An 11,967-nucleotide genomic window follows, 5' to 3' on the forward strand; every position below is an offset into this window, starting at 1 on the left:
GATTTGTTTACGCAGTTTTGCTCTTGCGCTTGTTCCAAGCCACCCACAGAGGACCTGCGATGCACAGGGAGGAGTAGCAGCCGGAAACAATACCGATCATCATCGGCAGAGCGAAGCCCTGAACCGAAGTCAGGTTGAAGATCAGAGCGACAACATAAACGGTGCCGATCGCAGCCAGCGTAGTAACGGAGGTGGCGATGGTACGACCCATAACCGCTGACGCGCTGCGGTTGAAGACATCGGCGATATCCGCCTTGGGACCTGCCAGACGGCGTTCCTCACGGACACGGTCGTAGATAACGATGGTATCGTTCAGCGAGTAACCGATGATCATCAGGACGACCGCGATGAAGTTCGAGTCGATCGGCATACGGAAGATGACGTACATAAAGTAGATCATCGCCACATCATGGAACAGGGCAACCAGCGCCATAACGCCGGCGGACAGACCGCCGATACGCTTGAAGCGGATGGTTACATAGATGACCATGAGTACGGAAGCGATCGCGACCGCGGTCAGACACTTCAGAAGGAACTTCACGCCCATCGAAGCCTCGACGGATGAAGTCTCTTTGTACTGGAAGTTATTATCGGGGAACTTCTCCTCCAGCGCCTTGGTAACGCCGTCCAGAACGCTGGACTCAACGCTGTTGTTGCCGGAGAACTGGATCGAGACGGAATACGCCTTCTGATCAGAGGTGTTGTTCATGATATCCTGAGCGATCGTGAAGGAAACCTCCTGATCGGTCGCCTTCTGGATCGTATCCTTCAAAGCAGCCTCGTCGATATCGCCGACGTAGGAATAGTTCGCGATGGTACCGCCCTTGAACTGGATGTCGAGGGTAGCGCCGAAGATGATGTTGCAGACAAGACCGATGGCGATGATTGCGAGGGAGATGCCGAAGAACACCTTGCTCTTACCGATGAAGTTTAACGTCTTTTTCATTTACCCTCACCTCCAAACAGCCACTTTTTACGCAGGGGATTGAGACCTACGATGCTCTTGAGCATGACTCTGGAGAGCCATACACCCATGATGAAGTTAGAGATAACACCCATCAAAAGGGTATAACCGAAGGCGTAGATGGTACCGGTGGTGGACTCACCGAAGATCCATGACAGGATGTTGGACGGGCCGAATACCAGCAGCAGGATGACGGATACGATGACGATGGTCATGTTACCGTCGATGATCGCGGTCAGGGAGTTCTTGGTACCGGTCTCGATCGCACTGTCAAGGGTCTTACCGGCCCGGAACTCTTCCTTGATACGCTCGGCAGTGATGATGTTCGCGTCAACACCCATACCGACCGACAGGATCAGACCGGCGATACCGGGCAGGGTCATGGTGAAGGAGTTGAACACGCCGAAATAACGGGTAACAGCTGCGATAGACAACGCCATCTGACCGATCAGCGCGATAATGGCTACGAAGCCGGGTACGCGGTACTTGATGATCATGAAGAGCGCGATCAGAGCAAAGGCGATGATCGCCGCATAGCCCATCGCGGTCAGAGAGTTCTGACCCAGCGTCGGGCTGATACCGCTGTAGGAAGCAGCCTCCAGACCGAAGGGCAGCGCACCGCCGTTGATCTGGTTCGCAAGCTTAGTCGCGGATTCAGCGTCGAAGTTACCGGTGATCTGTGCCTTACCCTCGGAGATAACGCTCTGTACGGTAGGATTACTCAGCATGGTATCGTCCATGTAGATAGAGATCTGCTGGTTCAGATACTGAGAGGTAACGTCGGCGAAGGTCTTAGCGCCCTCGGAGGTAAGCTCGAGCTGTACGATATACTGACCCGCCTTACCGTCGGATGTATCAACGCCGACCGAAGCGCTCGCGACCGCGGAACCATCCATGACGGTCTCGCCGGAGGGATTGCGGAAGGTCAGCTTAGCGGTAGCCGCCAGCTCGTCGACCGCCGCGACCGGGTCGAAGTTGGTGTCATCTTCCTTCCACGGGAAACGAACGATGATACGATCGCTGCCCTTGTCGGAGTAGATCTCATAGTCGGTGATGCCGTTCGAGACCATACGGGTCTCGATGATCGATTTAGCAGATTCTAACTGCTCATCCGTAGCGTCGATATCGCCGGCGGGCTTAAAGCTCGCCTCAACGCCGCCGCGGATGTCAATTCCCCATCTGATGTCGCTGATACCCTTGATCGTGGTCTTCTGGATATCGCCCTCATAATACTTGACGCCGACGGTAGCCGTAACGGCAAAGCAAATGATGAGGATCGCGACAATGAAGAATACAGGCTTAGAAATTCTTTTCATGCCTTGGACCTCCATGTTTTTTTCTGTTCTTCTGCGGGATTTCTACAGGAATTCAGCGCACAGGCGCTGAAACACCAATATAAAAATCCACAATAACAGATTAATTATACAGACTTGAGTAGTAAAAGTCAATAAAAAGAATCGAGATTTTTAAAGAATCCTGTTGTCATAAGAGAAAAAAGCTGAGTTTATTTTTCTATGTAAGAACTATAGCTTTATTATAATTCGTTTTCAGAATTAAGTCTCAGAGCAGTTCTCTGTTTTTGATTTCCCGCATCCCATTCCTCACTCCTCTCTCCTCTCACCTCTCCCCTTCTTTTCGCATAGAATAAAGCGGAACAAAAGTGTTTCTATACAGAAAATCAATAAGGAAAGATAGTTGTGAATCATGTATTTTGGGGGCTGATGGTCCCGTTCATCGGTACGGCTCTGGGATCCGGCGTCGTTTTCTTCATGCGGCGTTCACTGAGCACCGCGCTCACAAAAGCGCTCAACGGCTTTGCGGCGGGTGTAATGACCGCCGCCTCTGTCTGGAGTCTGATCATCCCCGCGACGGAGCAAAGCGAACAACTCGGCAGGCTGCGATTCATCCCGCCTGTGATCGGATTCTGGCTGGGCGCACTGTTTCTGATCCTGCTCGAGCGGCTGATCCCCCGACTCTGCCGCAAAGCAGCTCATACCGGCTCCCGCGAGAAACGAACGCTGATGATGATACTCGCCGTCACCCTGCACAATATTCCGGAGGGAATGGCGGTCGGGGTCGTTTACGCAGGATTTCTGACCGGAAGCAGCGGAATCACGGCGGGCGGCGCGTTTGTATTTGCGCTTGGGATCGCAATACAGAACTTTCCCGAGGGGGCGATCATCTCCATGCCCCTGCACGCAGGCGGACATAATAAGCCGAAAGCCTTAATTAGCGGCGTTTTATCGGGAGCGGTTGAGCCTCTCTTCGGAGCGCTGACGATCCTTTTTGCGGGCTTGGTTATTCCCGCGATGCCGTATCTGCTGAGTTTTGCCGCGGGCGCAATGATCTACGTCGTCGCCGAGGAGCTCTTGCCCGACGCGGCGGGAAACGCTCGGTCACACATCGGCGTGCTCCTGTTCGCGTTCGGCTTCACTGTCATGATGGCGCTGGATGTCGCGCTGGGTTGAGCGAAGAGGCTCGTTGATACAAAAAGGCTCCGGCAAGCGCCGGAGTCTTTCGAACTGTCATAACAATATAATTATGCGCTGAGCTTTTCCAGCGCGGCGAGGCGGGTACACACGCAGAACACATCCATCGCCTTCGAGAGATCCTCAAGCGTCGGGAAGGACGGCGCGATACGGATGTTGCTGTCGTGCGGGTCGTTGCCGTACGGATAGGTCGCGCCGGCGCCGGTGAGGTTGACGCCCGCTTCCTTACACAGCTCGACCACACGCTTGGCGGTTCCGTCGAGAACATCGACGCAAACGAAGTAGCCGCCTCGGGGACGGTTATAACGAATAACGCCGAGCTCGTCGAGGTTCTCGGCAAGCTTGTTGATAACGATCTCAAAGCGCGGGCGGAGCACCTCTGCGTGCTTCTTCATATGCGCCTTCATGCCCTCAAAATCGCCGAAAAAGCGCACATGACGGAGCATGTTCAGTTTATCATAGCCGATCGTCTGGAACTTATACTTATTCTTGATAACCTTCATATTATTCTCGGAAGCTGCCATCGCAGCAACGCCGGAACCGGGGAAGGTGATCTTGGAGGTCGAGCCGAACTCGATCACGAGATCAATGTTACCGGTCTTCTCACACTCTTCAAATATATTGAGGATCTCGTCGCCCTCATCGCTCAGATCGTGGATGCAATAGGCGTTATCCCACATCACGCGGAAATCCTTCGCGGCAGGCTGCAGCGCGGCGATACGGCGCACGACCTCGTCGGAATAGGAGATGCCGCTGGGGTTTGAGTACTTCGGCACACACCAGATGCCCTTGACGGAGGGATCCTTGACGAGCTCCTCGACAATATCCATATCGGGACCGTTCTCATCCATCGGTACCGGGATCATCTCAAATCCAAAATATTCGGTCACGCCGAAGTGGCGGTCATAGCCGGGAACAGGACAGAGAAACTTGCGGTCGGGTACCAGGCTCCATGCGGGAGTACCGGGTACAACGGGCGTATTCATAAAGCAGGAGATCGTATCGAACATCATGTTCAGCGATGAGTTGCCGCCGACCATCACCATCTCGGGCTTTACGCCCAGCATATCAGCCATCAGACGCTTGCACTCGGGGATACCGTCCATCACGCCGTAGTTACGGCAGTCGGTACCGTCCTCGGCAGTACAGTCCGCATCCATGTGAAGGATGTCGAGGATAGGCAGAGAGAGCTTCAGCTGATCGACCGAGGGTACGCCGCGCGCCATGTTCAGCTTTAGACCCATCGACTTGATCTCCTCGTACTTCTGACGGACGGAAGCAAGCTCCGCTTCACGCTGCTCGGGTGTATATTCGATATACTGCATCATCATCATTCCTTATCGTAATTAATTTGCTTGCACAATCTCATTGAATATGAAATTTAGTAAAACAAAATTGCAAAAACACAATTTCTCTTCCTTATTATAATATACCTCAGCGAATGATTTTGCAACACTTTTTATCTATTCTTGCAAAATTTGTACAGTTTAGCGTATTACGCTCTGCATAAAGCGGCTGTTATGGTCAATATGCGAGATTCACATTGTCTTGAAGAAAAACTCCCTATACAAAGCGTATAGGGAGCCTGAATATCAATATCTGTAATAATAGTTACTGTTGTAATTATAGCTGTAGTTATAATTGTATTTCTTGCCGTAGCGTTTGGAGCGCAGCTCACAACCGACCTTCAAGAAGCCGAGCACCTTACTGTCAGCAAGACGAACGCTCTGCAGCGCGCGCTCGATATCACCGTGACTGGTAACCTTCTCACGCACAACCAGAACGAAGCCGCCGACCAGATCCTTCATCGTAAGCGTATCGGCAACAACACCCAGCGGAGGGGTATCCATTACAACGTAATCGTAGACCTGTTTCGCCTTCTCAACGAGCTCGGCAAAATAGGCGGACGCCAAAAGCTCAGACGGATTGGGAGGGATCGCGCCGGAGGTCAGTACATCCAGGCAGGGAACGGCATCGCGATGAACGGCGTTATCAAAATCGTTGAACTGTCCGATTACATCGGAAACGCCGGATTCATTTTTCAGCTTCAGCAAATTGTGAAGGTTCGGACGACGAAGGTCCGTATCGATCAGCAGCACGCGCTTACCCATTTTTGCAAAGGAGATCGCGAGATTAACGGTCGCGGTACTTTTACCCTCGCCCTTCGACCAGGATGTTACGGCAACGCAATTGCTCTTGAGCGCTGTCAAAGAGAATACCAGATTGGTACGCGCTATCTTATAACCCTCAACGATCGCAAACTTAGAGTCGTTTGTCAGAACGTTTTTTGCTTTTTCAGGAGTTTCAACGGAATTCTTCTTTCCGGTGTTGATCAGTTTCATTTCTTCTTTGCACCGCCTTCCGATTCAAAATCGATGATTTCGGCAAATACGGGAATATCATACATCTTATACAGGTCATCGCCGGGCTTGATGGTCGTATCGATGATCTCCAACAGGAACGAGATGAGCAGCGATAATACCAATCCGGCAAGCAAGCCAATGATGACATAACGCTTTTTGTCGGGTGAAGAGGGAGTTGACGGTACGTTTGCTTCATCGACCGTGTCGACCTTACCGGCGTCCTGGAAGTACTTACGGAACACCTGCGGTGCGGTCTGGGCGACCTGATTCGCAATATTTGCCGCGGTATGGGGATCGGATGATGTTGAGGTAATACGCAGGAAGTAGGAATCCTCGATCACTTCGATCGAAACGCTCGCGCCGCTGATGATGCTCTTCATATCGGGATCGACAGTGAACAGCGTAGCACAGGTATTCGCCAACGTAACAGATGACGAGATATCCGACATGTTGACCTTTTCCCCGCCGAGATTGTTGTTATTATTTGAATTACTGCTGATCGCGTCAGCGTCGAAGGAATTACTGTTCTGCACAAGGATCAGCGCACTGGTGGTGTACATCGGCGTCACCATGTAGCTGACATACAGAAACGCCAGGACGGCGCCCAATAGCGTTATCGCGATAATCAGCTTGATATGCTGCAGAAGCATGCGCAGCAAATCGCTGATGGTTATCTGTTTGGTCATATGAACCTCCTAAAGAAATATCGAAAGGGATAATACCCCATTTAATCATTTTATATTATATCCTATTGTTTGCGATTATTATTCTTATTTAGAATTATAGTGCTGTTATTTTTCCTTTTCGACAAAACATCACACGTTTCACGTCGTCAGACTGGTTTGCAGCTGTCCTACATCGGGCGTATTCTTCGCCTTCTGTTCCTTGAACGCCGCGATCGCCTGCTCCATCTCATCAGAGGAAAGCCCCTGATTCTTGAAGTATTTCTTGAGGATCGTTTCCTCATCGGCGCGCTGCTTGCCGTTGATGAGCTCGGCGAGCTTATCATAATCGAAGGCGGGAGCAGTCTGGCTCTGCTGACTGCCGCCCTGCTGATCACCCTGCCGGGTCTGCGTATTCTGCTGATTGTTCTGCTGGTTCTGGTTGTTGTTTTCGCTCATAATAAGCTCCTTTCAGTTGTAAGGGTGTCTCCCTGTTCAGTTTTCGGGGTGTCTCCCCTGCTTTTTCAAGCACAGTTGTTCGGGTGTCTCCCGTTTATAGGCGTAAAAGAGCGACTACTTCTCAGCAGCCGCTTCGGGTGCGTCGGCGTCGGGCTTTTCAGCCAAACCCAGCGATATCAACTTTTCGGCGCGATCGGGGCTGACCGTCAGCTCCTCGCCCGCCTTTTTCAGCTTCAAGCCCTCGGTCTTATCGTAGAAATCGCGCTTGACCGTCAGCTTGATCGGTTTAGGTGTCGCCATCTTCTCACCTCCTTTTGGGAATCAAAAAACCGCCCTCATCGAGAGCGGGATTAATAGCTATTGTAATTTTTCTCTTCTTTGAATTCCTACTTCCAGAGAAAACAAAAGAACATTTTCATAGCTGACATCTTTTCCGTTATCAATATAATCTATTATCAACTGGCGGTCTTCATCGTATGGGCTTTCTGCTAACGTGCCAAGAATATAGTCAGGATCTTGTGAAAACAGCTTTAATTTTTCGATAAGTTGCAAAGTAACTTCAGATGGTTTCTTTTTCTGAATAAACTCATCAATCGTCATTCAATATGCACCTTTCCTATGATTCGATAGTTTCCAGAACCATTATTCTCAACCGTGTAGTAATAATCGCCTATTGCCTTTTTGAAAATCTTTTTTGTTCTTTGCTCAGAGGAAATATTAGTTTCCAATTCACTCGATCCTGTTGAAGCCGGTGCCGCCGTTTCCTTCGGGCTTGTTGCCCTTTAAGGCGGGGACATCCTCCAACACCTTCTTGATTGCCTCGGTTACAGCTTCCTCCTGTACCTGACCGGTCTCGTCGGTGGCTTTGTTCAGATCTGCCATACGCAGCAGATAATCCACAGAATCAAGCGGGACGCCCTGCTTGAGCGCCGCCTTCATCGCAGCATTTTTGACGCGCTCCTTGATCAGATCGCTCTGCGCGGTCGTCAGATTGGTTTGCAGCTGTCCTACATCGGGCGTGTTCTTCGCCTTCTGTTCCTTGAACGCCGCGATCGCCTGCTTCATCTCATCAGAGGACAACCCCTGATTCTTGAAGTAGTTCTTGAGGATCGAATCCTCGTCAGCGCGCTGCTTGCCGTTGATGATCCCGGCGAGCTTGTCGTAGTCAAACGCAGGAGCAGTCTGATTCTGCTGACTGCCGCCCTGTTGATTACTCTGTGAGGTCTGAGTATTCTGCTGATTGTTCTGCTGGTTCTGGTTGTTAGTTTCGCTCATAAAAAAGCTCCTTTCAGTTATAAGGGTGTCTCCCTGTATCAGTTTTCGGGGTGTCCTCCCCTGCTCTGTGTTCTATGTTATAGAACACGCAGCATATCAGTTTTGCGCGGTGTCCTCCCGTAGTTTATCGGGTATGTGAACCCATGCCTTCGGGCATTTCAATTGTCATTGCGAGGAGTGTATGTCATAACATATCACGGTTAAAGAGAACCACTTCTCCTCTTTGTGAGATTCCCACGTCGTAACCTATGGTTACTCCTCGGAATGACATAAAAGGCATAACAAAAGCGGCTACTTTTCAGCAGTCGCTTCATCGGCGCCGGCGTCGAGCTTCTCAGCCAAACCCAGCGATATTAACTTTTCAGCGCGGTCGGGGCTGACCGTCAGCTCCTCGCCCGCCTTTTTCTTCTTCAAACCCTCGGTCTTATCGTAGAAATCACGCTTGACCTTCAGCTTGATCGATTTAGGTGTCGCCATCTTCTCACCTCCTTTTAGGCATAAGAAAACCGCCCTCACATCGTGGGAGCGGTTAACCGTGATCTGCTGCTTTTTCTTTTTCCTTTAACGCCACGTTATATGCTTCAAACTCCTCATCAGACATTGCACGTATCTTTTGAGTGTCTTCTAGCATATTTCTATCATCACAGATATAATCGTTTGTCATGTTTCCCTCCTATAAAATTCTAAAGATAAAACCATATTCTTGACATAAATCTTCTAACGCTTTTTCCATTGAAGTGATTTCGGAATATCTTTTATATTTTCGTAAAGCAGAGTTCCAATCGCTTTCTAATATCACTTTAACAGGTCTCGTATAATAATATATACTGCCGTTATGACCTACCGTGATACCAGCAACATTTTTATTTCTGTATAAAGCGTTGATATCCGAGATGCTGGGCGGCAACCCTTTAGGGTGATTGTGCAACAGCAGTACTTTTTCACCACTGGAGTCTGCGGCATCAAGTTCACGGGTAAACTTTTCGGTTCTTCTCACAGCAGATTTGATATGTTGGTTTGTAATTCTGCCGACCTCATGACCATCAAATAAACTGATAGCGTATATTTCCTCGGTATCTGCCCCATCGCGATTGTTTAAAGCCCATTTTGCTCTGGTTTCGATAGCGGAGGATACTTTTTTGTCATTGGATAACGCTGTAAATCTTTCTGAATAGGCGTCACTCTGAATTATATTCCAATCTACCGCGCATGAAATGTCTTTCATTTTTCGTGGTGAAGATTCGTTTACTATTATACCACTTTTCTCAGCTTTTTCAAGCTGTTTTTCGTGATACGACTGCCATTTTTCGGCGTAGGCTGACCACTGGTCTTTCCTGCCGCCGTAGAGCTTTTTGTTATCGGGATCGAGGGCGTGTTTTTCGAGGCGGCTGTACATCTTTTCCATCCGCTTGCCGTATGCCGCCTTCTGTTCGGCTCGCTCGATCTCGGTGAGATCTTCCTGCGCTTTCTTCGGGAGAACCTCACGATCGGGTGGGGTGCTGATCCCCTCTAAATACATCGACGAGCTGTCCTTACAGCGCGGATGGAACAGACCCGCCTTGATGGCGTCGGACAGCAGCGGGTACTTACCGTCCGCGTCCGTCTTCTTCCCTCCGGCATAGACGTCATCAATGAACACCATACCGACAAAGTCCGCGCACCGTCCGCAGGCTCCGTGACGGCGGTTGCAACGTTGCGCTCGTTGAAGTGCTCCGGCAAGCTAAGCAGGCATACAAATCATCTTTGCTTTATCAAAAACGGGCAGTTCCTTATATAGTAAAAAACCTCTTTCGATGCTCAAAAACACATCGAAAGAGGTTTCAATCTTTACTATTATCCTAAGATACTGAGCAGAACGCCCGCCGCTACAGCGGAACCGATAACGCCCGCTACGTTGGGTCCCATCGCATGCATCAAGAGGAAGTTGCCGGGATTTTCCTCCTGGCCGACCTTGTTGGATACACGCGCCGCCATCGGAACAGCGGAAACACCGGCAGAACCGATCAGCGGATTGATCTTACCGCCGGAGAACTTATACATCAGCTTACCGAACAGCACGCCGCAGGCGGTACCCATGCAGAATGCCAACAGACCCAGCGCGATGATTCCGAGGGTCTTGGGCGTGAGGAAGACGGTACCGGTCGCGGTAGCGCCTACGGTGGTACCGAGGAAGATGGTGATGATGTTCATCAACTCGTTCTGCGCGGTCTTGGAGATACGCTCCACGACGCCGCTCTCCTTAAACAGGTTTCCGAGCATCAGCATACCGACCAGCGGAGCCGCAGAGGGCAGCGCGATCGCAACGATAATGACGACGATGATCGGGAAGATGATCTTCTCGAGCTTAGAGACAGGTCTGAGCTGACCCATCACTACGGAGCGCTCCTTCTTGGTAGTGAGCACCTTCATGATCGGAGGCTGGATGATCGGTACGAGCGCCATATATGAGTACGCCGCAACAGCGATCGGTCCGAGAAGCTCGGGGGCGAGCTTCGAGGTGACATAGATCGCGGTAGGGCCGTCAGCGCCGCCGATGATACCGATCGCACCGGACTGAGCGGGAGTAAAGCCTAAGAGGATCGCGCCGATAAAGGTGATGAAGATACCGATCTGGGCAGCCGCGCCGAGAATAAAGCTCTTGGGGCTGGCGATCAGCGGACCGAAGTCGGTCATACAGCCGATGCCGAGGAAGATCAGCGGCGGATAGATACCGAGCTTAACGCCCTGATAGAGATAGTACAGCAGACCGCCGTACTGGGGCACGTTATAATACTGAACGCCGTTGAGCGTTGTCGTCGCGTAGTTGATGACCTGTCCCTGATGCGCGGCTTCATACACCGAGCACTCGATCATCTCTGTCGACGGAGGCGCCATGATCGCGGGATAAAGATTGACGAGCAGCATACCGAAGGCGATCGGGAGCAGCAAAAGCGGCTCATACTGCTTTTTGATCGCGAGGTACAGGAGCACACACGCGATACCCATCATTACATAATTCTGCCATCCGAGCTGAGTGAAGCCGGAATCCTGCCACAAGCCCTTGATCGCTTCTAAAAATCCGTTAAATACAGCCATGCTCTACCTCCTCAAAACGGCCTGACGTTGTCCGACAGTCCTGCGCTGCGCCAAGCGCTGCCGCGCGAGGGGGACTTGCGGATACTTTTGATACGTACCTTCGATGAGGAGCAAACGGAATACACCGCGGCGGAAATCACCGCGATCAGCTCGTTATCGTCTACCTCAGGCTCTTCTGCGACAGCCTGTACGGGCTCTTCGCGCTCGACCTTCGGCAGATCGGCGTTTCGGGAAGCCTTCTTCTCCCGCTTCTTGTTCTGGATGTTGAAAACAACCGTACCGTAGGCTTTGATGATACCGATCAGGATCAAGAGAACCGCAAAAACAACGGCAAATCCGGTCAGCAGTATCGTCAAAGACAATGTGAATTTATCTCCCATACAAAAGATAACCTCCTAATCTGTGCAGGATCCTTGCAATCGGCTTGGTTATATACACAACGGTTTTATTATTCTAAATAAGAATATTAAGTGTATAGACACGACCGATATCGCACAAGATTATCCCATATTAATCTAGAGTATATTATACTACAAATCAAAAGATATTTCAACCTTTATTTTCCGTTTTTCCGCCCGGGTGTGTAGGTTTACAATAGAGTCGTTACAGTAGAAGTAAAAAAGAATAGCAAATAGGAAGAACCTGTGTTACAGTTAGTTCGCTTACAACAAAACTCTACA

15 protein-coding genes are annotated in these 11,967 nt (G+C 50.5%); 1 reads left to right on the plus strand and 14 read right to left on the minus strand.

Features of this window, described 5'->3' with window-relative positions:
* Positions 1–7 precede the first annotated feature (7 nt).
* Both secF and secD read right to left on the minus strand, forming a co-directional pair.
* Complete coding sequence (secF, locus tag R2I50_RS02025) at positions 8–946, minus strand: protein translocase subunit SecF (protein ID WP_316607422.1); 939 nt, start codon at positions 944–946, stop codon at positions 8–10.
* The gene (gene secD, locus R2I50_RS02030) at positions 943–2,280 is read right to left on the minus strand and encodes a SecD/SecF family protein translocase subunit (protein WP_316607423.1); all 1,338 of its coding nucleotides are present in this window, start codon (positions 2,278–2,280) and stop codon (positions 943–945) included. Before secD ends, secF begins: the two co-directional genes overlap by 4 nt.
* A gap of 405 nt (positions 2,281–2,685) precedes the next feature.
* Here secD and R2I50_RS02035 point away from each other — a divergent pair, with 405 nt between their 5' ends.
* Positions 2,686–3,432, plus strand: coding sequence for a ZIP family metal transporter (locus R2I50_RS02035; RefSeq protein ID WP_316607440.1), 747 nt, complete (start codon positions 2,686–2,688; stop codon positions 3,430–3,432).
* A 71-nt stretch (positions 3,433–3,503) separates the two neighbouring features.
* Here R2I50_RS02035 and R2I50_RS02040 read toward each other — a convergent pair whose 3' ends face one another.
* The 12 genes from R2I50_RS02040 to R2I50_RS02095 form a co-directional block, all read right to left on the minus strand.
* Complete coding sequence (locus R2I50_RS02040) at positions 3,504–4,781, minus strand: aminotransferase class I/II-fold pyridoxal phosphate-dependent enzyme (protein ID WP_399552817.1); 1,278 nt, start codon at positions 4,779–4,781, stop codon at positions 3,504–3,506.
* A 264-nt stretch (positions 4,782–5,045) separates the two neighbouring features.
* A complete protein-coding gene (locus R2I50_RS02045) occupies positions 5,046–5,795 on the minus strand; it encodes a CpsD/CapB family tyrosine-protein kinase (protein ID WP_316607425.1) in 750 nt (249 codons plus the stop codon).
* Entirely contained in the window at positions 5,792–6,502 is a 711-nt protein-coding gene (locus R2I50_RS02050; protein WP_316607426.1) for a Wzz/FepE/Etk N-terminal domain-containing protein, read from the minus strand. Before R2I50_RS02050 ends, R2I50_RS02045 begins: the two co-directional genes overlap by 4 nt.
* A gap of 138 nt (positions 6,503–6,640) precedes the next feature.
* On the minus strand, positions 6,641–6,937 hold the full coding sequence (locus R2I50_RS02055) for a hypothetical protein (RefSeq protein ID WP_316607427.1): 297 nt from the start codon (positions 6,935–6,937) through the stop codon (positions 6,641–6,643).
* Between the two features lie 114 nt (positions 6,938–7,051).
* A complete protein-coding gene (locus R2I50_RS02060; RefSeq protein ID WP_316607428.1) occupies positions 7,052–7,237 on the minus strand; it encodes a hypothetical protein in 186 nt (61 codons plus the stop codon).
* A gap of 57 nt (positions 7,238–7,294) precedes the next feature.
* A complete protein-coding gene (locus R2I50_RS02065) occupies positions 7,295–7,537 on the minus strand; it encodes a hypothetical protein (RefSeq protein ID WP_316607429.1) in 243 nt (80 codons plus the stop codon).
* A 129-nt stretch (positions 7,538–7,666) separates the two neighbouring features.
* Positions 7,667–8,212 (minus strand): hypothetical protein, encoded by a 546-nt coding sequence (locus tag R2I50_RS02070; RefSeq protein WP_316607430.1) that lies wholly within the window; start codon positions 8,210–8,212, stop codon positions 7,667–7,669.
* A 291-nt stretch (positions 8,213–8,503) separates the two neighbouring features.
* Entirely contained in the window at positions 8,504–8,689 is a 186-nt protein-coding gene (locus R2I50_RS02075) for a hypothetical protein (protein WP_316607431.1), read from the minus strand.
* Positions 8,690–8,741: 52 nt separating this feature from the next.
* Entirely contained in the window at positions 8,742–8,876 is a 135-nt protein-coding gene (locus tag R2I50_RS02080; protein ID WP_316607433.1) for a hypothetical protein, read from the minus strand.
* 9 nt (positions 8,877–8,885) lie between these two features.
* Entirely contained in the window at positions 8,886–9,854 is a 969-nt protein-coding gene (locus R2I50_RS02085) for a hypothetical protein (protein WP_316607435.1), read from the minus strand.
* A gap of 191 nt (positions 9,855–10,045) precedes the next feature.
* The gene (locus R2I50_RS02090; RefSeq protein ID WP_316607436.1) at positions 10,046–11,287 is read right to left on the minus strand and encodes a sodium ion-translocating decarboxylase subunit beta; all 1,242 of its coding nucleotides are present in this window, start codon (positions 11,285–11,287) and stop codon (positions 10,046–10,048) included.
* An 11-nt stretch (positions 11,288–11,298) separates the two neighbouring features.
* Positions 11,299–11,667 carry an OadG family protein gene (locus R2I50_RS02095; RefSeq protein ID WP_316607437.1) on the minus strand — a complete coding sequence of 123 codons (369 nt, stop codon included), beginning with the start codon at positions 11,665–11,667 and terminating at the stop codon, positions 11,299–11,301.
* Positions 11,668–11,967 lie beyond the last annotated feature (300 nt).

The organism is uncultured Ruminococcus sp., from assembly GCA_902785355.1.
In the GTDB taxonomy this organism is placed as follows: domain Bacteria; phylum Bacillota; class Clostridia; order Oscillospirales; family Acutalibacteraceae; genus Ruminococcoides.